The organism is Kitasatospora sp. NPDC048286 (assembly GCF_043201735.1).
Classification (GTDB): domain Bacteria; phylum Actinomycetota; class Actinomycetes; order Streptomycetales; family Streptomycetaceae; genus Kitasatospora.
The window spans coordinates 347,893-369,399 of the sequence record NZ_JBICZE010000007.1 but is presented as its reverse complement, the minus strand read 5'-3'; the positions used below and the strand labels follow the sequence as shown (position 1 = coordinate 369,399).

Annotated in this window: 15 protein-coding genes; 4 read left to right on the top strand and 11 right to left on the bottom strand. The window is 73.9% G+C overall.

From position 1 onward, the window contains the following. Positions 1–151: 151 nt before the first annotated feature. From ACGF13_RS19705 to ACGF13_RS19695, 3 genes are all read right to left on the bottom strand, one after another. Positions 152–6,355 carry a DNRLRE domain-containing protein gene (locus ACGF13_RS19705; RefSeq protein ID WP_392876585.1) on the bottom strand — a complete coding sequence of 2,068 codons (6,204 nt, stop codon included), beginning with the start codon at positions 6,353–6,355 and terminating at the stop codon, positions 152–154. A 250-nt stretch (positions 6,356–6,605) separates the two neighbouring features. Further along, complete coding sequence (locus tag ACGF13_RS19700) at positions 6,606–6,848, bottom strand: hypothetical protein (RefSeq protein WP_392876582.1); 243 nt, start codon at positions 6,846–6,848, stop codon at positions 6,606–6,608. A gap of 27 nt (positions 6,849–6,875) precedes the next feature. Continuing rightward, positions 6,876–7,112: a hypothetical protein gene (locus ACGF13_RS19695; RefSeq protein ID WP_392876579.1), complete on the bottom strand. Its 237-nt coding sequence runs from the start codon at positions 7,110–7,112 to the stop codon at positions 6,876–6,878. Positions 7,113–7,448: 336 nt separating this feature from the next. Between ACGF13_RS19695 and ACGF13_RS19690 the strand changes: the two genes are divergently transcribed. Beyond that, positions 7,449–8,435, top strand: a complete 987-nt coding sequence (locus tag ACGF13_RS19690; protein ID WP_392876576.1) for a LuxR C-terminal-related transcriptional regulator — start codon at positions 7,449–7,451, stop codon at positions 8,433–8,435. A 140-nt stretch (positions 8,436–8,575) separates the two neighbouring features. Then, positions 8,576–9,367 (top strand): hypothetical protein, encoded by a 792-nt coding sequence (locus ACGF13_RS19685; protein ID WP_392876573.1) that lies wholly within the window; start codon positions 8,576–8,578, stop codon positions 9,365–9,367. A gap of 35 nt (positions 9,368–9,402) precedes the next feature. Here ACGF13_RS19685 and ACGF13_RS19680 read toward each other — a convergent pair whose 3' ends face one another. The 4 genes from ACGF13_RS19680 to ACGF13_RS19665 all read right to left on the bottom strand — a co-directional run bounded on the left by ACGF13_RS19680 (position 9,403) and on the right by ACGF13_RS19665 (position 12,970). Further along, positions 9,403–10,674 (bottom strand): MFS transporter, encoded by a 1,272-nt coding sequence (locus ACGF13_RS19680; RefSeq protein WP_392876571.1) that lies wholly within the window; start codon positions 10,672–10,674, stop codon positions 9,403–9,405. 72 nt (positions 10,675–10,746) lie between these two features. Then, positions 10,747–11,772, bottom strand: a complete 1,026-nt coding sequence (locus ACGF13_RS19675; protein WP_392876568.1) for a MerR family transcriptional regulator — start codon at positions 11,770–11,772, stop codon at positions 10,747–10,749. A 3-nt stretch (positions 11,773–11,775) separates the two neighbouring features. Further along, positions 11,776–12,447 (bottom strand): HEAT repeat domain-containing protein, encoded by a 672-nt coding sequence (locus ACGF13_RS19670; RefSeq protein ID WP_392876565.1) that lies wholly within the window; start codon positions 12,445–12,447, stop codon positions 11,776–11,778. A gap of 127 nt (positions 12,448–12,574) precedes the next feature. After that, the gene (locus tag ACGF13_RS19665) at positions 12,575–12,970 is read right to left on the bottom strand and encodes an SHOCT domain-containing protein (RefSeq protein ID WP_392876562.1); all 396 of its coding nucleotides are present in this window, start codon (positions 12,968–12,970) and stop codon (positions 12,575–12,577) included. A 245-nt stretch (positions 12,971–13,215) separates the two neighbouring features. Here ACGF13_RS19665 and ACGF13_RS19660 point away from each other — a divergent pair, with 245 nt between their 5' ends. Beyond that, positions 13,216–14,103, top strand: coding sequence for a hypothetical protein (locus ACGF13_RS19660; protein ID WP_392876559.1), 888 nt, complete (start codon positions 13,216–13,218; stop codon positions 14,101–14,103). 53 nt (positions 14,104–14,156) lie between these two features. Here ACGF13_RS19660 and ACGF13_RS19655 read toward each other — a convergent pair whose 3' ends face one another. Continuing rightward, the gene (locus tag ACGF13_RS19655; protein WP_392876556.1) at positions 14,157–16,880 is read right to left on the bottom strand and encodes a LuxR C-terminal-related transcriptional regulator; all 2,724 of its coding nucleotides are present in this window, start codon (positions 16,878–16,880) and stop codon (positions 14,157–14,159) included. Between the two features lie 135 nt (positions 16,881–17,015). Further along, positions 17,016–17,906, bottom strand: a complete 891-nt coding sequence (locus ACGF13_RS19650; protein ID WP_392876553.1) for a YhjD/YihY/BrkB family envelope integrity protein — start codon at positions 17,904–17,906, stop codon at positions 17,016–17,018. A gap of 218 nt (positions 17,907–18,124) precedes the next feature. Here ACGF13_RS19650 and ACGF13_RS19645 point away from each other — a divergent pair, with 218 nt between their 5' ends. Next, positions 18,125–19,732 carry an MFS transporter gene (locus tag ACGF13_RS19645; protein ID WP_392876550.1) on the top strand — a complete coding sequence of 536 codons (1,608 nt, stop codon included), beginning with the start codon at positions 18,125–18,127 and terminating at the stop codon, positions 19,730–19,732. A gap of 24 nt (positions 19,733–19,756) precedes the next feature. On the opposite strand, the gene ACGF13_RS19640 is transcribed toward ACGF13_RS19645, so the two are convergent. Both ACGF13_RS19640 and ACGF13_RS19635 read right to left on the bottom strand, forming a co-directional pair. Beyond that, complete coding sequence (locus ACGF13_RS19640) at positions 19,757–21,121, bottom strand: DUF2252 domain-containing protein (protein ID WP_392876547.1); 1,365 nt, start codon at positions 21,119–21,121, stop codon at positions 19,757–19,759. Next, positions 21,118–21,471 (bottom strand): hypothetical protein, encoded by a 354-nt coding sequence (locus ACGF13_RS19635; RefSeq protein WP_392876544.1) that lies wholly within the window; start codon positions 21,469–21,471, stop codon positions 21,118–21,120. Before ACGF13_RS19635 ends, ACGF13_RS19640 begins: the two co-directional genes overlap by 4 nt. Between the last annotated feature and the right edge of the window lie 36 nt (positions 21,472–21,507).

Here is a 21,507-nt window from a genome sequence, read left to right as displayed (position 1 = left end):
ATCAGCCGAGAGCCTACGCCCGAAAACGATCACCGACGTGCAGAGACGGCCGGGCCCGGGGGAACATCCCCCGGGCCCGGCCTCACCTGTCCTGCATCCTGTCTTGCGTCAGTGGAACGTCAATGGAACGTCAGCGGGCTTCGCGTCCGGCTCAGTAGCGCGGGTCCACCCGGTAGGTCGGGTAGTCCGGCACCAGCCAGTGGCTGGAGTCCCAGATCCCGAAGGTGAACCGGACCCCGTGGCTGCCCCGCTTGTTGGCGCACTTGATGAACTTCTTGCCGATGCTCTTCATGAGGTACGACAGCGCCCACAGGACCCAGCCGGCGGCCCGGGCGGCGATGTGCGGGAGCTTCTTCAGGATGCTGGAGATGCCCTTGGAGACCTTGCTGGAGACGATCAGCAGGCCGCCGATGGTGTTGCCCTCGGCCCGGCTGAAGTTGGCGACCCACTTCTTCCGCCAGGACATGCCGGTCAGGTCGTCCATGGTGATCGGGTCGACCGGGTAGCCGTAGGCGTTCGGCGAGCCCTCCAGGACCGGGTCGGTCTGCAGGAACCGGCCGGTGGTCGCGTCGTACAGGCGCACGCCCATCAGGGAGAGGCCGGAGACGCTGTCGGTCTCGCGCTGCGCCCCGCCGAGCCAGCCGTAGTCGGTCGAGCCGGTGGCGTCGACGACGTTGCCGTACTCGTCGTAGTGGTAGACCGCGAGGTCCTCGGTGCCGTCCGGGGACATCTGGACGGACACGTCGCCGTGCAGGTTGGTCAGCAGCAGGACCGCGCCGCCGTCGGTGCCGGTGGCGGCCGTGAGCTGGCCGGTCAGGTCCAGGACGTTGCGGGTCAGTCGGCCGGCCGCGTCCTTGGACCAGGTCGGGCTGTCGTTGCCGCCGTCGAAGTGCTTGGTGTCCTGCGCGGTGACGGCCCAGGTGCCGTCGGTGCCCTTGGTCTCCGTGGTGGAGACGGCGAGGCGGCCGGAGGCGTCCAGGTCCCAGGTCCTGCGGGCGTCGCCGAGGGTCTCGGTGCGGACCAGGTCGTTGTTGTAGTAGCCGACCTGGGTGCCCTTCGGCAGGGCGGTGGTGCGGCCGAAGGCGTCGTACACGTAGCCGGTGTCGGTGAGGCGGTCGGCGGTGTCGTAGCCGTGGTTCTCGGCCTGGGTGACGGCGTCGGCGGTGGCCGGGTCGCAGTCGTCGGTGACGCTGGTGCGGTTGGTCCGGTTGCTGCTCCTGTCGAACGCGTACGTCCGGGTGGCGCAGGCCAGGCCGGTGCTGTCGGCGGCCTTGGTGAGGCGGCCGGTGGCGTCGTAGGTGTAGCCGCTGGTGGTGCTGTTGCCGTCGGACTGGGTGCGGCCGGCCTGCTGTCCGTGGACGGTGAAGTCGGCGGTGTCGGCCAGCAGGACGGTGCCCGCCTGGTTGGTGTAGGTCTTGCCGGTCTGGACGCCCTGGCTGTCGTAGGTGCTGGTCAGGGTGTTGCCGCCGGGCATGGTCTGGGTGACCAGCCGGCCCTCGACGTCGTAGGTGGCGGTGAAGGTGCCGGCCACCGAGTCGGTCAGCGAGGTGGGCAGGCCGCGCGGGTCCTTGGCGGTGTCGTAGCCGTAGGTCATGGTGGACGGCACCGAGTCGGACTTCTTCACCGGGCGGTCGAGCTTGTCGTACTCGGTGGTGGTGACGTTGCCGGCGCCGTCGTCGTAGGAGACCGGGCGGCCGAGCTTGTCGTGGCCCTGGGTGATGGTGGCCTTGCCGTTGGTGGTGCTGGTCAGCTCACCGTTGACCGGGTCGTAGCCGAACACCGTGTCGGCGACCGCGGTGCCGGTGCCGCCGCTGGTCGAGATCTTCACCGGCCGGCCGGCCGCGTCGTAGCCGCGGGTGGTGGTGCGGGTGACGCCGTTGGCGGTCTCGGTCTGCACCGCGACGTTGCCCCAGCGGTCGTACTGGAAGGTCTTCGTCGGCAGCTGCAGCGGGTTGGCGCCGCCGCCGGCGATCTGCGCGGCCGGGGCGATCGAGCAGACCAGGTCGGCCCACTCGGGGTGGCCGGCGCAGGCGCCGGTCCCGGTGCCGGTGTAGTAGGTGGTCACCGTGGTGGCGGCGTCGGAGCCGGTGGAGTTCGGGCGGCTCTGTGAGGTCACCCGGCCGCTCGCGTCGTAGCCGGTGGCGGTGGTGATCTTCAGGCCGGCCGGGTCCTGGACGGACTTGGTGGCCAGGCCCTGGGCCCAGTCGTAGCCGGTGGCGGTGGTGCGCTGGTCGGCGTCGGCGGCGTAGCCGTCGATCCGGGCGCCGACCGTCACCGAGGTGGCCAGGTCGCTGACCGCGGCGTTGGCCGGGCGGCCCTCGTCGTAGCTGCTGACGGTGTGGGAACGGGCCGGGGCCTCGTCGCCGGCCGCGAGGGCCGGGCTGGTGCCGGAGGCGGCCAGCGGGTGCTCCAGGGTGACCAGCTGCAGCGGCGAGAACTGCTCCACCAGGCGCTTGCCGTCGGCCGAGTAGACCGAGGTGGAGGAGAGCACCTGGGCGCGGTCGGCCGTCGAGCGGCCGGCGATGCCGAGGGCGCGCAGCTTGTTCAGGTCGTTGCCGGTGGTGGCCAGGGCGAGGATGCGGTTCTCCGCGGAGAGGGTCCGCACCGGGCTGCCGTAGGCGTTGTACTCGGTGGTGGTGATGCCGCCGCCGGGGGTGGCGGTGTTGACCTCGCGGCCGGAGGCGTTGGTGTACGTCACCGAGGCGCGGTTGTAGCCGGCGGTGCCGAGCGCCTTGCCGTCGTGGGTGGCCGGGACGGCGTCGGGCGGCAGCACGGCGGTGGCGTCGGTCGGGGCGTCGCTCTGGCCCCAGGCCGCGACGTCGGACGGCGCCAGCGGGTACGGCGCGTTGGCGCCGCTCAGCGGGACGTCGTAGACCACCGAGGTGGTGGCGGTGCCGTCGGTGACGTCCTTGCTGCCCTGCTTGAGGGTGGGGCGGGAGGCGGCGAGCAGCATGCCGTCGCCGGCGGTGGCGGCGTTGCCGGCCTTGCCGTACTCCAGGGTCCACGGCAGCTCGCCGGGCTCGGTGACGGTGGTGACCCGGCCGGCCGCGTCGTAGCCGTACGCGGTCTTCAGCGCCGGGCTGATCCGCGGGTCCCAGACCTCGCGCAGCCGGCCCTGCTCGTCGTACGCGTACTGCGAGACGACGACGGCGGTGGCGGTGGCGGCGCCGGGGTCGGTGGACCACAGGCGGATCTGCTTCACCTGGCCGGCCGTGTCGCCCAGGGCGGACGCGGTGGCGGTGGTGGTGTCGGCGTAGACGTACTCCAGTACCCGGCAGCCGGCCGTGGACGGCACGGCCGCGCAGTTGGCGGAGGCGGTCGCCGAGGACGGCGCGACGACGTACTTCGGGCGGGCCAGGGTCTTGCCGCCGGCGACGACCTTCTCCGAGACCACCGAGGTGGTGGAGTTGTCGCTGGGCAGCGAGGAGCCGGAGATCTGCCAGGTGGTGGCGGCCGAGTCGACCTTGGCGAAGGTGACCGTGGTGCCCTCGGTGTCCTTCAGGGTGAAGGCACCGGTGAACGCGCCGGTCAGGGTGAGGTTCTCGGCACCGGGCTCGGGCTTCCAGCCGCCGGCGCCGGTGGCGGTGAAGCCGACCTCGGAGCCGTCCGAGGAGACCACCGAGAGGGAGGTCGCCGAGGTCTGGCGGACGTAGGTGTAGGCGGAGTCGGTGAGCTCGGCGGTGGTGCCGGAGCTCCACTGCGGACCGAAGATCGCCGCCTGGCCCTCCTGGGCCGAGCCGTTGGCGGGCCGGCGGGAGGAGAAGGAGCGCTCGGCGTGCAGGCCGAAGCCCTCGGCGTCGGTGGCGGCGAGGGTGAGGTCACCGGTGAGGGTGTTCACCTCGCCCGGGCCGACCTTGGTCTCCGGTGCGGTGCCCGCGTTGCGGTCCACGGTGACGGTGTTCGGCTCGGTGGAGTCGGTGGCGGTGCCGTCGGTGAACACCGCGCGGACGTCGACCGGGCCGTTCTCGGCCAGGGTGTCGGTGATGTTCCAGGTCAGCGCGGCCGGCTTGCCGCCGGGGGCGGCGAACGGCCAGGCGGCCACCGCCTTGCCGTCGGTGGTGGAGACGTTGGCGACCGGGACGTCCTTCCAGGCGTCCGTCTCGCCGCGGCGGTACTGGTAGCGCACGCCGGTGTAGTTGCTGTTGCCCTCGGCCAGCAGCGAGGTGCGGCGGGCCGGGCGCTCGCCCGAGCCGGGCGCGACCAGGGCGGCGCCCTTGCCGGCGTAGAAGGCGTAGGTCTTGTCGGCGGAGACGTTGCCCGCGGCGTCGCGGGTGTGCGTCGTGATGGTGTGGGAGCCCGCCTTGAAGGTGAGCTTGGCGCTGACCGGCGTGCCGGTGGTGGCCGCGGTGACCCAGGCCCCGCCGTCCAGCTTGTACTGGAGGTCCTTCACGTCGCCGGTCGGCGGGGTGAAGGTGAAGGTGCCGCTGTAGTCGCCGTTGGCGTCCGGGGTGCCCGACCACTGGCCGGCCGGGAAGTCCCCGGAGGAGACGGTGGTCGCGCCCGGCGCCGTGGTGTCCACGGTGAAGGTGCGGAACGCGGACCAGGCGCTGTTGGCGGTGCCGTCCCAGGAGCGCGAGCGCCACTTGTAGGCGCCGGCCGGCAGCGCGGTGCCCGGGGTCCAGGTGAACGTGGAGCCGGAGGCGGCCATGGCGGTACGGCCGGACTGCAGGGCGGCGGTGCCGTTGGACGTCCAGACCTCGAAGTCCAGGGCGATGTTGCCGCCGTCGGGGTCGGTCGCCTTGGCGGACAGGGTCGGCGTCGCGTCGTTGGTCAGCGCGGCGTTCGCCGGGGAGACCAGAGTGGAGACGGCCGGCGGGGTGTTGTAGGTCACCGACAGGTACGGGGTGTTGGACGTCGCGTTGCCGGAGTTGAACTTCTTCCAGCCGTACGGGTCGCTCTCGTCGGTGGCCCGGATGCCCAGGGTGTTGTTGGCGTTGCCGTTGGCGGCCCAGGCCTTGACCAGGCTGGTGATGTCCTGGTTCACCCAACCGTCGTTGCAGGAGCTGGAGTAGCCCTTGGTCGCGGTGGAGGTCGCCCACTTCTTGTTCCAGCCGGGCTGGGCCGTCCAGCGGGTCGCCGTGGTGGCGGTGCCGGTGTCCCAGACGTCCCAGCTCTTCGCGGTGCAGGACCAGCTGTGGAAGTTCCAGAGGTTGAGCTTGCCGCTGGTGATCTGCTTCCCGCTGATCTTCGCCATCGGGAACTGCAGGAATGAACGTGCCACCTGGCCGGAGCCGTTGTTGCCCAGCTTCAGCTCGGTCTGCGAGGAGACGTCGGTGGCGTAGCCCTCCTGGACGAAGGTGTCGAAGCCGACGCCGATGTTGACCGCCGGGTCGATGGTCACCGGGTACTTGGTCTTCGGGTCGTTCAGGAAGGCGGCGTCCGGGGTGAGCGTCAGGTCGATCGCGTTCCCGTTCTGGGTGACCTTCAGCGCGACCGGCGCGGTGCGGGTGTGGTCGCCGCTGCGCTCGTCGACCTGCGCGTCCCACATCACCGGGGCGGGCAGCTGGCCCTTCTCCTCGCCGGTCTTCGGGTCGAGGAAGGAGACCGAGTCGTCCGGGTTCTGCCGGGCCTGGAGGCCGGCCGCGTCCAGGGTGAGCGTCACGCTGCCGTTGGCGGCCACCGCCGAGCGGTCCTTGAGCTCCAGGAACTGCTCGAAGCCGGTCCGGGTGGACTCGATGACCAGGTCGGTGGCGGTGAGCGCGTTCGCGTAGCGGGCCTTGGCGCCGTCCACGGTGGGCTCGGGCAGGGTGCCGCGCCAGGACAGCGACATGGCGGTGCCCTGGCCGTTGTCCAGCGAGACCAGCGGGGTGGTCGGGGCCTTCGGGTCGCCCGCCGGGGCGCCGGCGGCCTTGAACTTCGACGCGGCGGCGGGTGCGGTGGCGCCGGCCAGGGAGAGGTTCAGCGGGTGGCCCTTGGCCTTGACGCTGCCGTCCGACTGCTTGGCGAGGTCGACGTCGATCGGCTGGAGCTTGCCGGACTTGTCCTTGTAGCGGACGGGGCCGGTGGCGAGGTCCAGGGTGGTGGTGCCGTCCGGGTTGATCCAGGTGGTGGTGGCCTCGGTGCGCTCGTCGACCACCTCGATCCGGCGGTTCTCCAGCCGCGCCTTGAGGTGGGCGGTGGGGATGTCCTTGGCCTCGGCGGGGCCCTGCGCCTTGGCGGGCTTCGGGGCCTGCTCCGGGGTGACCGCGACGGCCTGACCGGTCGTCATGATGACGGCGGCGGCCTCGGCGGAGAGCACCACGGCGAGGGCGACGGCGGTGTTGCGCAGCACGCTGTTGCGGCGGCGTGGCGCGGTGGGGGGCGGCGAGCCGGCTTCGGTCCGGTGCCGTGGTGATTCGCCCGTGGGGCGTGACATGGAACTCCTCGACTGTTCGGGTCGGTCTGTTCGGTCTGTTCGGTCTGTTCGGAAAGGAGGGGAAGGGGCGTCGGGGAAGGGGGGCATAGCCGACTTGCCGAGTGCATGTCAGATATGCCCGGGTAAAGCCGGCGCAATGAATCGGCCAATTTTCCGGACCGGTGAGATCGGTCGAAAACCGTCCGGAAGCGCGGAAACCGTTCGGGCGTGACGACGGGTCACCGCCGCCGGGAACCGGCGGTCGGCGCGACTAGCGGAGGCCGGACGGGAGCCGGCCGGTGGCCGTCAGCGCCCGGTCCAGCAGCCCCTGCGCCCTCGACCGGGCCGCCGTCCCGTCCGGGGCCCGGACGTAGAGCACCAGGCCCACGCCGTCGGGCACGGCGCGGGCACGCACGTGCTCCAGGCCGTCACCCGGACCGGCACACGCCCACAGCGCGGCCTGGACCTCCACGGCCGCCGCCTCTCCCGACGGGGAGGCGGCATCGGCCGGCACGGTCAGATGGACCGCGAACACCGCAGGTCAGACCCGCCCGGCGAAGTCGTCGACCGGCGGGGCGTCCCAGCCGATCGACCGGGGGGACGGGGCGTCCCACCCGATCGAGTCGGCGCCGGGGACGTCCCAGCCGATCGACCCGCCCGTGCCCTGGACGGCGGACGGCGCGGCGTCGGAGGCGGTCGAAGCGGCGGCGAGGGCCGGGGCGGCGGCGCCGGCGATGGTGAGGGTCAGGAGAGCGGCGGCGAATGGACGGACGGCCACGACGGAGTCCTGTTCTGTGCGGGAACTGCGTTGAGGGAGACCGCAGTTCTGGATGTCCGGAAATTCGTGCATTGCGCGCACGGCGAATCCTTCCGTTTCGCGGCCCCCCACGGGAAGGGAATCCGGGGGCAGGATCAGGACAGGCAGCATGCTGCAAAATCGCGCGGGGCGGCGGGACGGATTCCCGCCCCGCCGCGGGACCTGCCGGGGCCCGGACGCCCCTGGAGTGGGGCGTTGACCGGATCATGCCCTTGCGATCGCGTTCCGGCCGGAGGAAAGATCGGCTCCGGGCCGACCGGGCATACGGAATCGTCCACGGGGATCAGGGGTCGTGAAGTGCTGGAACTGCTGGGGCTGGACGCCACTGCGGAAGCCGTCTACCGGGAAATGCTCGCCGATCCGGAGGGAGGGGTCGCGGAACTCTGCGAGCGGCTCGAACTCCCCGAGGCCGACGTGCGCACAGCCCTCGACCGGCTCGCCGACCTCACCCTGCTGCGGACCTCCCGCGAACGGCCAGGCACCCTGCGGCCGGTCAGCCCGGAGCGCGGACTGGAGATCCTGCTGCGCCGCCAGGAAGAAGAACTCGCGCGCCGCCAGCAGGAGTTGGCGGCCTCCAAGGCCGCCGTCGCACGCGCCCTGGGGGAGTACGCGAAGGTACGGACCGACACCCCGGTGGCCGACCGCGAGCGGCTGCTCGGCCTGGACGCCATCCAGGACAAGCTGGAGGTGCTGAGCGCCCGGCTGACCACCGAGGTCCTGGCGGTGATGCCCGGCGGCGGCCAGTCCGCGGCCAGCCTGGCCGCGTCCCGCCCGCTCGACGAGGACGCCCTGCGACGCGGAGTCAGGCTGCGCACCGTCTACCAGGACAGCATCCACGACGCCCCGGAGACCCTCGACTACGCCCGCTGGATGGCCGACCTCGGCGCCGAGGTGCGCACCGCGTCGGCGCTGCCGCCGCGGATGCTGGTCTTCGACCGGAGCACGGCCGTGGTGCCGATCGACCCGGAGAACACCCGGGCCGGCGCGCTGTGCACCAGGGAGCCCGGCATCGTCGCCTCCCTGGTCGCCCTGTTCGAGCAGACCTGGGAGACCGCCGTCCCGATCTGCGGAGACCGGGACGAGGTGGCGTCGTTGACGCTGAGCGCCGGGGAGCGCGAGCTGCTGCGGCTGCTGTCCACCGGGCTCACGGACGACGCGGCGGCCAAGCGGCTGGGCGTCTCGGTGCGGACCGTACGGCGGCAGATGGCCTCCGTGATGGAACGCCTCGACGCGGCGAGCCGCTTCGAGGCCGGGCTGAAGACGGCGCGGCGCGGTTGGTTGTAGGGCCCCCGCGGGCCCGACCGCCGGACGGGCGGGTGTCGCGGCGGCCGGTTCCGGGATTCACCGGCGGGCCGCCCGGGTACGCCGTACCCTCGGGGCGCAGCCGGTCGGCCGCCGCCCGTGGCCCTGAGGAGGAGGACGGCGTGGACACGGCTGCGGAGGACACGTCCCTGAGCGGGCCCCGGATCGACCCGCTGCTCGCCGACCGCGTCACCGAGGCGCTCCTGCTGGCCGGCCTGCCCGTCGGGTACGGCGGGCACGGGCCCGGCGTCCGACTGCGCCCGGCCCGGCCGCACGACGACTCCGACGACTGCGCCAAGCTGATCGCCCTGCACTGGGAACCCGGCCCCCGGCTGGCGGCCGCCGCCGCCATGGAGGAGCCCGGGCAGCCCGCGGCCGCCGCCCGACGGGTCGTCACCGCCGGCATGCAGAACGCGCTGGCGGAGTTCCTGCCGGCCTTCGGCATCGAGGTCGTGGCCGGCCGGCTCGACGGCGAGACCAGGGTCGGCGGCGCCGGCGGCCCCGCCCCGGCCACCGGCCCGGCCGCCTCCGCCCCGGCCGGCTCCCGCCCGCAGGACCTCGGCATCGACGCGGACGTCGTCGACGCGGTGCGCCGCACCGCCGCACTCGCCGGCCTCCCGGTCGCCGACCACCTGCACGCACCCGGCATCACCCTCGCGCCGTGCCGGCCCGTCGACGACGGCGACGACACCACCGGCGTCGCCGACCTCCGCTGGAACCCCTCCCGCCGCCTGGCCGCCGCCCCCGCCGAGCAGGCCGCCCGGGCCCGTACCGCCGTCCAGGACGCCATGCGGCACGCCTTCGGCGCCGTCCTCGGCGCCTGCGGCCTCGACCTGCGGTGGCGCCGCCCGGCCGCCCTCCCGTACCAGTTGCGCGCCTTCGGGCTCGTGGAGCGGCCGCCGGTCCGGCGCTGACGTCCGGCGGTTTCCCGGGGGTTGGGGCGGGTCGGTCAGGGTGATCGCCGTCCGGCGGCTCCCGGTGCAGGTCGCTGCGATTTGGCCTCCTGGTCCAAGTCCCCGGCGCCGCAGCCGAGATGGGTCGATCGGACCTCAACCGGCGGGTGGGGAGCGGGACTTGGCGGGGCCGGCTGCCGCAGCGGGGCCCGGAGGCGGTGGGCGAGGGCGCTGGCGGCGACGCAGAGGAACAGGGCGGTCCAGAGCAGTGGGGGGTTCTGCAGGCCCAGGCCGATGACGGCCGGGCCGACGGCGTAGGAGACCGTCCAGGTCAGCTGGAACAGGGACATGTACGGGCCCTCGTCGCCCTTGGGGGCCATGGTGACCGCCGCCGCGGCCGCGGTGGGCTTCGAGGCCAGCTCGGCGAGCGCCAGGATCGCCGCGACGAGGACGGCGAGCGGGCCCTGGAGGCGGTGCGGGGCGGTCGAGATGGCCGCGGTCAGGGCGATGGCGGCGGCCACCGCGCCGATCGACAGGCGCAGCACCCGGGACCGGCTCCAGCCGGAGAGCCGGCGGCTGATCCGCATCTGCAGGGTGGTGGCGGTGGCGTAGCGGACGGCGACCACGACGGTCGGCCAGTAGGGCGCCTGGTGGAGGCTCTCCACCAGGTACACCGGGAAGGCGACCGTCGGGATCAGCCAGGCCGCCGACAGCAGCGTCTGGGACGCGACCAGGGACAGGAAGCGCCGGTCGCCGAGCGCCGCCCGGGTGTTCGAGCGCGCCGCCCGGAGCCCGGGCCGCTCGGCGGCCGGCACGGTGACCCCCAGCAGCAGGACGGCGGCGAGGAGGGAACTCGCGCTGTTCACCGCGAGTGCGACCCGCAGGCCGTCGCCGCCGGCGAGTGCCATCAGGGCGGTCGCCCCCAGGGTGCCGACGCCCAGGGAGGTCGTCTTGAGGACGGTGACCGCGGAGAACCACTCGGTGAGTTCCTCCGGTTCGGCGAACCGCGCGACCAGGGTCGGCCAGGCGGCTCCGTAGAGCCGGTCGGCGGCCGTCACCAGGAAGGTGGCGGCCGCCACCGTGGCCAGGTCCCCGGTGGCGAAGAACAGGCCGTACCCGAGTGCGGTCAGCACGTTGCCGACGAGCAGACAGGTCTTGGGCCCCGCGGCCTGGACCAGCCGTCCGCAGAGCGGTACGACGGCGAAGGACGCGAGCGACCCGACCGTGACGGCGGTGCCCGCGGCGGCCGCCGGGAAGTGCTGGACGGTGACGAAGAACAGCAGCGACAGCGGCAGGAAGACGCCGGAGCCGAAGGTGTCGATCGCCACCGAGAGGAACAACCGCCGCTGCCGACGGAACCGCCCGGCCCCTGCCACCCCGCCCCCGTCCCCGCCCCGCGACTATCGCGTGCTGCGCAGCTTGAGAATGTACGTCGCGGTGAGCGCGACCGCACGGTCCTCGTCCCGGGCGAGCTCGTCGAGGGCGCGGTCCGTGGTGCCGCCCGGGACCTCCGCGAGCGCCTGGGCCAGGCGGCGGCGGGCGTCCGGGCCGACGGCGTCGTGGGCGAGGCGGTCGACCAGCCCGGTGGCGATCCGCTCCGCCAGCGCGGGGTCGCCCGCCAGGGTGCCGAGCGCGTCGGCCGCGTCGGCGTCGTTCACCGCCTCGACGATCATGTCGACGAGCGTCGGGACGGCGTCGGCGACCCCGCGGGCCCCGAGCGCCAGGGCCGCGTACCTGCGGACCACGGCGTCGGGGTTGCCGAGGGCGTCCCGCAGCAGCGCCGTCGTCGCGGCGTCCGGCAACTCGGCGAGGGACCGGACGGCCCGTTCGCGCACCTCGGCCGCGGGCGAGCGCAGGCCCTCCGCGAGCAGGGCCGCCCCGTCCCCGCCGGCCCGCGCCAGCGCCCAGCGCAGGGCGCCGGCGACGTTCGGGTCGGACTCGCCCAGCACGGCCTCGACCAGCGCCTCCACCGGCACCGCGACGTCCTCGCCCGCGGACCGGGCCGCGTCGCCCGCCGACAGGGCGGCGCGCTGCCGGGCGCCCGGGCTCTTCGACTCCAGCGCCTGGAGCAGCGCGACGACCCCCAGCACCTCCTCCCAGCCGGCGGGCTCCGCGGCGTCGATCCGCCGCAGCCGGGTGAGCAGCTCCGTCTCCGCCGCGATGCGCTCGCGGGTACGGCGGATGAGGTCGTCGACGAGTTCCGCCGGCGCGAAGCCGGGGCCGTCGAGCGCCCGGCCGGCGTCGCGCAGCGACAGGCCCAGCGACCGCAGGCTCTCGACGTGGAAGATCCGCCGGATGTCCTCGTCGGAGTACCGGCGGTAGCCGGAACCGGTGCGCCCCGTGGGCCGTACGAGTCCGAGCGACTCGTAGTGCCTGAGCATGCGGGCGCTGACCCCGGATCGCCGCGCGACGTCGCCGATCAACACTGCCTACCGTCCCTCCTGGCGGCCCTGACCGTAGACCGCCGTGCGCTTCGCCTCCTCGATCGCGGACTCGAATCCGGCGTCCGGGTCGTGCCACAGCCGTTCGGTGGCGAGTGCGTGGGCGCGCACCCGGGGGTCGGGGTCCGTCGTCGCGGCGTTCAGCGTGGGCAGCATCGCCTCCCCGAGCGCGACCAGCGCCCGGCTGAGACTCAGCTGCGTCTCGCGTCCGCCGCGTCCGAGTTGAGCCGCCAAGACTACGGCCAGGTCGCGCTGCCCACCGTCGGGTACCAGCACGACCGCGGCCCGCCAGGCGCTGCGGGCCACCTCGTCGTCGGCGTCGGCCAGCAGCGCGGGCGTGATCGCCGGCCAGGCCCGCCGGTCCCCGATCTTGGACAGCGTGTGCAGGGCCTGGCTGCGGGCCTGGGCGCGCTCCGCCCGGACCTCGTCGAGCAGCAGCGGGAGCGTCGCCGCCGCCTCGTGCCGGGTGAGCGCCCAGGTGAGCATCTCGCGCACGGTGAACTCGGGCTCGACCGCGCACCGCTCGACGAGCCCGCCGACGAACCCGGGGTGCGGGCGGCTGCCGACGGCCAGCGCCGCCCGCAGCCGCACCGACGGGTCGTCGTGCTCCAGCCCCCGCAGCAGCGGCGTCGTTTCCGTGTCCTCTTCCGGCCTGATCATCAGGACCACCTCCCGGACCGCAGTGAAGTCCTTGTCACCGTGTCAAGGTCAAGCGGTCGGGCGGGTCCGGGCCGAGGGGAGCGGGAGCGGTGCGGGCCCCGGGGCGTCAGGTCAGGGTCGGGTCAGATCAGGCGAGCACCTTCGCCTTGGCCCGCTGGTACTCCTCCTCGGTGATGTCGCCGTTGTTCTTGAGCTCCGCGAGGCGTGCCAGGTCGTCGACGTGGGAGGAGGGCGCCGCGGTGTCGGAGGCCGTCTGCCGGATGTAGGCGCGGAACTCCTGCTCCGTGGCGGCCGCCCGCTGGGCTTCGCGCCTTCCCATGCCCTTGCCCCTCGCGATGAGGTACACGAACACGCCGAGGAAGGGCAGGACGATCAGGAAGACGCACCAGCCGGCCTTGCCCCAGCCGCTCACCGTGTCGTCGCGGAAGAGGTCCCCGAAGACGCGGAACAGCAGGAAGAACCACATGATCCACAGGAAGATCCACATGGTGGTGAAGAAGATGTCGAGCAGCGGGTAGTCCACCGCGAGCCTCCTGACATCGATCCGTGCGGAACCGACGATCGAAGGATCATCGATCCGTGTAGAACCCCGATTTCCAGGTACGCGCCGCGGGCCCGGCCCCGCCTCACCCGGAGCGGGTGAGACGGCCCGGGCGGTCGTGCGGCGGCGGGGTTATTCTGCGGCTGATGGGCGGATCGGAGAGTGCGCGGCGACAACCCGGCGTGGTGGGACGACTGCTGAGGACGCTCCGGGCGGATCCCGCGTACATGCCCGAGCGACTGGCGGCCTTCGTGGTCGACTACCTGGGCCCCCAGGCGGCCGAGACGGCCGCGGCGCTGCGCGACGCCGAGCGGGCGGGGGGCGACCCCGAGCGGGCGCCCGAGCGGGCGGAGGCCGCCGGGCTGGATCCCGCCGGTCGGATCATCGACCGCGGGGTGCGCCGCACCGTGGTCGAGGGCTCCTTCCTCGGCGGCCCGTTCATCCTCCTGCTCCCGGTCGCCTTCGTCGCCGCGCTGCTCGCCCAGCTGCGCATGGTGCTGGAACTCGCCGCCCTGTCCGGCCGCGACCCGTGCGGTCCCGACGCGGCGGCGGAGGTGCTGGTGGTGCAGGGGGTCCATCCGACGCCGGCGCAGGCGCACGACGCCCTCCGGAAGGCGTCGCGGACCTCGGTCGACGGCCGGGAGAAGGCCTCCTGGCCGGCCGTCGTCCGCCGCCAGGCGTACCTGATCGGCCTGCTGACCCCCGACGACCCGGAGCGCTCGGCAGTGCGCAAGTGGCTCGGCTGGGCCGGGCTGGGCGGGCTGCTGCTAGTCGGAACCGTGATCCCCTTCGTGTGGGTGCCCGCGTGCGGCGTGATGTACCGCCGCGCCACCGGCGAGCTCGCCGACCGGGCCCTGCTCCGGTACGGGCTGGAGGGGCGCGCGGCCGCACGGGCGGGGAGGGTCTCGTCGATCCTGCGCCCGAGCATGCTCCTCGTGGCGCTGCGGACCGCGCTGGCGGCCCTGGCCACCGTGGGCGCGGTGCTGATCGTGCTGCTCACCGGGGCCCGGGTCGTCGGGAACACCTGGCTCGCGATGTTCCTGGTGCTGCTCGGGATGGGTGCCCTGGCCGTCGGATGGCGCTGGCTGCGCGCCCGCCGGTCCCGGCGCGCCTAACACAATCCAAGAGACAGGCCCTGGCCCGCGGGTAGCGGTGGAGCGGTCCGGGGTCAGAGCAGGTGCAGCGCCCGCGCCCGCCGCACGGCCCGGTTGCGCCCGGTGACGGAGAGCTTCCGGTTGATGCTCTTGAGGTGGGTCTTGACGGTGTTCACGGAGAGGAACAGCTCGGCGGCGATCTCGTCCGTGGACAGCATCTGCGCGGCCAGTCTCAGCACGTCCAGTTCGCGGTCGCTCAGCGGCTCGACCGGATCGTCCGCCGTGGCGGTGTCCCCGGCCGCCTCGCCCGTGGGGCCGGGCAGGAGGTCGGGGGGCAGCCAGCCGTGGGAGTCCACCAGCTCGGGCCGGGAGCGCAGCAGCCGCGCCAGCCGCGGCCCGGCGTCCCGGAACGGCCGGCGCAGCCGCTCCGGCCGGGCGACGGCGAGGGCGCGGGCGAGCAGGCGCTGGGCCGCGGCCTCGTCGCCGAGGGCGAGGGCCGCCTGGGACCGGGCCAGCAGGACCCGTACGGTGACCGCGGGTCCGTGACCGTCGTGCTCGGGGATCGCGTCCAGGATCCGTAGGGCGTGTCGGCTCTCCCCGGCGGCGAGCCGCGCCAGGGCGGCGGCGACGGCGCACTCCGGTCCGTCCGTGCCACTGCGCTCCAGTGCCCGGAGGGCGGCGGCCGGGTCCCCCTCGGCGAGGTGCCCGGCGGAGACGATCACGGCCACGCCCTCCCGCACCCAGGGCGGCGGCGGTCCGGCGGCGGGGCCAGTGTGCTCCAGCCCGTCGAGGAGGTCGAGGGCCGCACGGGTACGGCCCTCGGCCAGCAGCGTCCTGGCCCGGACGATCGCGAGCCCCGCGGCGACGGCCGGGTCGTGGTCGGCCGCGTCCGATCCGGCGGCCCGGTCGATCGCCGCCCGCGCCGCGGGCAGGTCGTCGCGGTCGACGGCGAGCGCGGCCAGCACGAGCTGGCCGGCCCCCGTGCGGGAGTCCGGTGGCAGACCGGCGCGTTCGGCCTCCGCCCCCGCCTTCCGCAGGCGGACCTCCGCCCGCCCCGGCCTGCCCCGGAGCAGGTCGATCAGGGCCAGCCGGGTGAGGGACTCCTGGCGCGGACAGGCCGTGGTGGCGCCGTCGGTGGCCGCAGCGGCGGACAGCGCCGTTTCGGCGGCGTCGAGGCTCCCCTTCCAGAGCAGCGCGGAGCCGAGATCGGTGAGCCGGAGCGCGGGAAGCTCGGGGTGCTGCCGCAGCAGCCCCGCCGGGAGGTCCTCCTCCCACCGGGCGGCCTGGGCGGCGGCGGCCTGGGCCATGTCGGCCGAGCCGAGCAGCCGGCCCGCCAGCACCCGCAGGTGGGCGAGGCTGAGCAGGGCCGCCGCCGGGACGTCCTCGCCGTCGCGTTCGGCGAGCAGCGCCTCGGCGCGCCGGAGGTGTTCGAGCCCGCGGTCCACGTCGTGGCGGGCGAGGTCGCGCGCGGCCCGGACCAGCTCCGGGGCGGGCCCCCGGGCGTCGGCCGCCATGTCGGCGAACAGCCGGTCGAGCCGGTCCGCGCCGCGGCCGGTGAACAGCCGTCCGATGGTCAGCTGGTCGACGACCTGCGTCGCGGCGAACTCCCAGTCGCCGGCCGCGGCGGCGTGCACCAGCCCGTCCGTCAGGTGTCCGGCGGCGATCAGCCAGCGGGCGGCCCTGCGGTGCAGCGCCCGTTCCAGCCCCGGGTTGCGCGCCGCCAGGTGGACGCGCAGGATCTCGGCGAACAGCGGGTGGCAGCGGTACCAGCCGTGGCCGAGGGCCTCGACGAAGGTGTCGGCGCGCGCGAGGTCGGCGAGGATCCGCGCCCCGTCGGGACGGCCGGTCAGCGCGTCGGCCAGATCGGGGTGGACCCGTTCCAGGACGCTCGTGCGCAGCAGGAGGTCCTGGGCCTCGGCGGGCTGGGTGTCGAGGACCTCGGCGAGCAGGAAGTCCGCGACCGTGCTGCGGCAGGCCTCGAACTCCTTCAGGTACGCCTCGGGATCGGCGGCGCCCTGGGCGGCCAGGGCGGACAGCCGGAGACCGGCGGCCCAGCCGCCCGTCCGCTCGGTCAGCGACCGGATCGTCCCGGCGGAGAGGTCCAGGCCGTGCCGGCGCAGCAGCGCGGCGGTCTCCCGGGGGCGGAAGGCCAGGTCGGCGGCCCGGATCTCGGTGGTGCTGCCGGAGGCGCGGTAGCGGTGCAGCGGCAGGCTCGGCTCCGTGCGGCTGATCAGGACGAGCCGCAGTCCCGGGCCCGCGTGGCCGAGCAGGAAGTGGAGTCCGGAGGCCACCTCGGCGGACGACACGTGTTCGAACTCGTCGAGGACGAGGACCACGGGATCCTCGCGGCGGCTCAGGTGGGCGGCCAGCCGGGCCAGCAGCGAGTGGTCGACCTCGGAAGCCCGGGCGGGGCAGCCGATGTCGTCCGGCAGCGCGACGCCGTGGTGCCGGACGGCTTCCAGCAGGTAGGCCCAGAAGACGCCGGGAGCGTTGTCCTCCCGCTCCACGGTGAGCCAGACCGCCGAGCCGCGCAGCCGCGTCGTGGCCAGCCAGTCGGCGACGAGCAGGGTCTTTCCTGCTCCCGCCGGGGCGTTCACCAGCAGCAGGGACGTCCCCGGGCCGTCGCCGAGGCGCCCGACCAGTCGCGGTCTGTGCACGAAGGTCACCGGGATCGGGGGGACGGCGAAGCGGGCCGCGAGCACCGGGTCGCCCCCGGGTATGCGGGCCGGCCGCGCGGAGCCGCGTCGAGGTGCGTCCGGCGGGCGGACGGGGGAGCCGGCGGCTGGGCTGAGGGGCATGGTGCTCACCTCAGAGGGGATGGCGCATAGTGAGCGCGGAGCACTGACAACCCCATCCTGTCCGACACCGTCCGGGCTGGCAAAGGCGACCCCGGCGCACGGGCGGGTGCCCCACGGGCCGCGGCCACGGCGGCCTCAGTCCTCGTCATCCGGGTCCGGCACCGGAGTTCCCAGCAGCCGGGCCAGTCGTCCCTGGCTCGCCACCACGTACCCGATGCCGATGCAGAGCGTGATGGCCGTGAACACCACGATGAGCCAGCTGAGCAGGGTGAAGACCAGGCCGAGCGGGCCGAACTTGGTGATGCTGCGGTTCAGCGAGTGGGGGACGTAGAGCCGTGACGCCCAGGCGAGCACCGTCAGCGCGGCGGCGGTCAGCACCGCCCCCGGCAGCAGCGGGGGCCAGGGGATCCGTCCGCCGAGCAGCAGGTGCTGGGTCCACCACCAGAGCAGGGTGGCCGTGATCAGGTAGAGCACGACCCCGAGGCCCGCGCCCGCCCCGAGCCCGGACCGGATCTGGCCCTGGACGATCAGGGCGGTCAGCCACACCAGGAGCCAGGCGAGCCACCGCCACGCCGCCAGGCGGCCCGCCAGGTGGGGCAGGTGCCAGCTCCGCTCGCACAGGCGCTGCAGGACGCGGCTGCACGTCGTGGCCGAGAGCAGGGTCACCAGGATGCCGATACCGCCGAACGTGTCGGTGGTGGACTCCTCACCGGTGGGGTTGAGTGCCCCCTGGATCTCGGCGAGTGAGGCGCCCTGGAGGCCCAGGACGGTGCGCAGCGAATCGGAGACGCTGGTGCGCACCACCTGGGGCATGAAGGCGGCCAGTACGAACAGCACCGGGATGGCGGTCAGGAACGTCTGCGCGGCGAGGCGGGTGGCGGTGTCCAGGACGTGGACGTGGAGCAGTTGGGCCGCGAGCCGGCGCAGGAACGGGGCGTCGCGCAGGGTGGCCGTCCGCCCCTTCAGCCAGGCGGTCCTGCCGCGGATCCAGTCGGCGCGGCCGGGCTGACCACGTTGCTGCGCCACACCGGGCTCCCTCCGGTCGATGCCCCCGCCCCCGTTCCCGGTCCGCTGCTGCGGATTCCGTCCAAGACTGGGCGACGGGACGCCGTGCGGCACCTCGGGCGGTCCGCCGTTCGGCGCAACGCGGTGACCGCTCTCGACGGGCGTCCCGGCCGTGGGCGTACGAGGGTACGAGGCAGGCACGGACGAACCGTGTGGGCCGGTGAGCACGAGGAGTCACGGTGAACCGCTGGAGAGCGCTGATCGTCCTGGGCATGGCGCAGTTCCTGATGGTGCTCGACGCGTCGGTGATGAACGTGTCCATCAGCCAGCTGGTCGAGGACTTCGACACCGAGGTCACGGCGATCCAGGCGGTGATCACCCTCTACACGCTGGTGATGGCGGCGTTCATGATCACCGGCGGCAAGCTCGGCGACATGTTCGGGCGCCGCCGGATGTTCACGGTGGGGCTGGTGGTCTACGCCGTGGGATCGGCGATCACGGCCGTGGCGCCCACCCTGGGGCTGCTGGCGCTCGGCTGGTCGGTGATCGAGGGTCTGGGAGCGGCACTGGTCCTTCCGGCCCTGGCCGCCCTGGTGGCCGGCGCCTACCGGGGGCGGGACCGTGCGACGGCCTACGGCGTCATCGGCGGCCTGGCGGGGGCGGGCATCGCCGTGGGGCCGCTGCTCGGCGGATGGCTGACCACCTATCTGACCTGGCGGCTGGTCTTCGCCGGCGAGGTCGTCCTGGTCGTCGTCATCCTGTTCCTGCTGCGCTGGATCGAGCCGCAGCCGGCACCGGAGCACCACGCGCGGATCGACCTGGTCGGGGTGCTGCTGTCGGTCGCCGGGCTGGGGCTGGTGGTGATGGCGGTGCTGCAGAGCAGTACCTGGGGTTGGCTCCAGCCGCGCAACCCGCCGTTCACCGTCCTCGGGTACTCGCCGACGCTCTTCGCCGTCGCGCTCGGCGGGGTGCTCCTGGTGCTGTTCCGGTCGTGGGAGCTGCGCCAGGAGCATCCGCTGGTCAGGTTCACGCTGATGGGCATCCCATCGCTGCGCTCCGGCCTGCTGATGCTCTTCAGCCAGAACCTGATCCTCCTCGGGCTGTTCTTCGTCATCCCGCTCTATCTCCAGGCCGTGCAGGGCCAGAACGCCTTCCAGACCGGGCTGCGGCTGCTGCCGGTGTCGATCACGATGCTCGTCGCCTCCATGTCAGGACCGCTGCTCACCCGGTTCGCGTCGCCGAGGACGGTGGTGCGGGTCGGGTTGCTGGTGCTGTTCGCCGCGGCCCTGTGGCTGGTCGGCACCGTCCGGCCGGAGCTCGACGACCTGTCGTTCGCACTGGCGATGGCCGCCCTGGGGATCGGCATGGGGCTGCTCGCCTCGCAGCTGGGCAACGTGGTGCAGTCGAGCGTCGGGGAGGAGGACCGCAGTGAGGTCGGCGGTTTGCAGTACACCGCGCAGAACCTCGGCTCGTCACTGGGTACCGCGCTGATCGGCGCCATCCTGATCGGCGCGTTGACGGTGGCGTTCGGCAACGCCGTGGCCGGGCATCCGGAGATCTCCGACGCCGTGAAGCAGCAGGCCGGCATCAGCATCGAGGCGGGCGTCACCTTCGTGCCCGCGGACCAGCTCGCCACCGCGCTCGCGGGGACCACCGTCCCGCCGTCGGAGGCGACCGCCGTCGTCGACTCCTACAGCGCGGCCCAGCTCGGCGGCCTCAAGGTGTCGCTGCTGGCCGCCGCCGCGATCACGCTCGCCTGCTTCGCCTTCACCGGCCACCTGCCGGCCCGGCGCGCGTCCGGCGCGGACGAGCCGGCGCGCGAGGGCGGCGGGACGGGCCGGGCGTAGGGCCGTCCCGCCGTCGGGGCCGGCTCACACGCCGGGCCGCGCGCTGATCCGGCCGCTGTCGATCACGGCGGTGAGCGCGGCGTGGTCGGCGTCGGTCCGGTCGGCGTACGCGAGGGCGAAGTCGGCGATGGCGCGGTCGAAGACGTCGCCGGAGCCGAGGTACGCGGCGATGGCGACGCGGTCCCCGGTGCGCGCGTGCCCGTGCGCGAGGGTGCTGCCGCACAGCTCGGCGTACCGGTCCAGCAGGTCCACCGGCATGCCGTCGACGACGGCGGAGCCCTTCATGTCGCGCAGTTGGCGCCAGTAGAACGCGCGGCCGCCGGGGCCGGTGGCCCAGCCGAGGAAGATGTCGCCGACGGCCTGGAGGCGGCGTTGCCCGGCGACCACCCGTCGGCCCTGGTGCCGGTGGAGGCTGGGCGCGAGGTACGGCTCCAGGACGGACCGTTCGGCCTCCTTCACCTGGAGGAAGAGCGGTTCGCCGCCGGCGCGTCCGCGGAACAGCCCGATGTGGCACCGGGTGCCCACACTGCCCACGCCGACCACCTTGCGGGCCACGTCGACCAGCTCGAAGCGGTCGAGCAGTGCCGCCCGCTCCTCCGGCAGGGTGTCCCGGTAGTCCAGCAGGATCTGCCGCAGGCGCGGCAGTTCGTCGCGGCCCATCGGTTCCAGCAGCGGCGGGTCGTGGACGATCCGGGGTTCGCCGTCCGGGCCGGGCTCGGTGAGCTTGGCCAGCGCCTGGAGGCTGGTCCGTGCGCGTGCCTTCGCCAGGGTGGTCCGGATGCGCTTGCGGTACTTCGTCTCCTCGATCAGCGGCAGCAGGTCGGCGGTGTCCACCCGTTGGTACCAGACGTCGAGTTCGCCGAGGCCGGCGAGCCGCCGCATGGAGAGCCGGTACGCGCGGGCGGACGTGAGCGCCACCGCCCGGGAGGACTCGTCGGGCGCCCCGTTCTCGCGCGCGGCCACGGCGATGCTGGCGGCCAGGCGTTTGACGTCCCATTCGAAGGGGCCGGGCAGGGTCTCGTCGAAGTCGTTGAGGTCGAAGAGCAGGGCGCGCTCCGGCGAGGCGAAGAGCCCGAAGTTGCACAGGTGCGCGTCACCGCAGAGCTGGACGGTGAGGCCGGTGTGCGGACCGGCGGCGAGGTCCGCGGCCATGACGGCGGGGGCGCCGCGCAGGAAGGCGAACCGGGAGGCCGCCATCCGGCCGTAGCGGATCGGCACCAACTCGGGGACGCGGGTGGCGGCCTGCGCCTCCAGGATGCCGACGGGGTCGGCGCGGTCCTGCGCGGGGGCCCAGTTCCCGTGCTCCGAGCGCGGCACGGCGCGGCGGGCCTGGCGCCCCTTCGACACCGAGTCGGAGGTCGGCGGGGGTGGTGCCGGTGCCAGCGTCATACCCGGACCTGCCGGTGCGTCGCGTGGGTGACCTCTTTGATGGTCCCGATGACGTGCGAGACGGCGTGGGCCACCGCGCCGGTCGCGATGAGCAGGACGCTGATGAGGATCCATCCGTCCTTCTCGGCGACGCTGAGGTCGCCCGGGCGCACGGGGCGGACCGGCGCGGGTGCGCGCTGCGGCGCGGGGCGCAGGATCTCCTTGGCGATCGCGATGAGGCCGGACAGCGCGTGCGCGACCGCGCCGGCGACGAACAGCGAGGATCCGAGGACGACCCAGCCGACGCGTCCGAGCTCGTCGGTCTTGGCCGTGCTGGTGGAATGGGCTGTCTGGTGGTGGATGCCGAGCACCGTTCTCGCCTCCTTGCGGGGGGTGACGGGGTTGCC

Bases quoted from the DNA above. Each gene is read 5' to 3' on its own strand.
- ACGF13_RS19705 (WP_392876585.1), bottom strand. From the start codon at position 6,355: ATGTCACGCCCCACGGGCGAATCACCACGGCACCGGACCGAAGCCGGC.
- ACGF13_RS19670 (WP_392876565.1), bottom strand. From the start codon at position 12,447: ATGATCAGGCCGGAAGAGGACACGGAAACGACGCCGCTGCTGCGGGGG.
- ACGF13_RS19660 (WP_392876559.1), top strand. From the start codon at position 13,216: ATGCCCGAGCGACTGGCGGCCTTCGTGGTCGACTACCTGGGCCCCCAG.
- ACGF13_RS19655 (WP_392876556.1), bottom strand. From the start codon at position 16,880: ATGCCCCTCAGCCCAGCCGCCGGCTCCCCCGTCCGCCCGCCGGACGCA.
- ACGF13_RS19640 (WP_392876547.1), bottom strand. From the start codon at position 21,121: ATGACGCTGGCACCGGCACCACCCCCGCCGACCTCCGACTCGGTGTCG.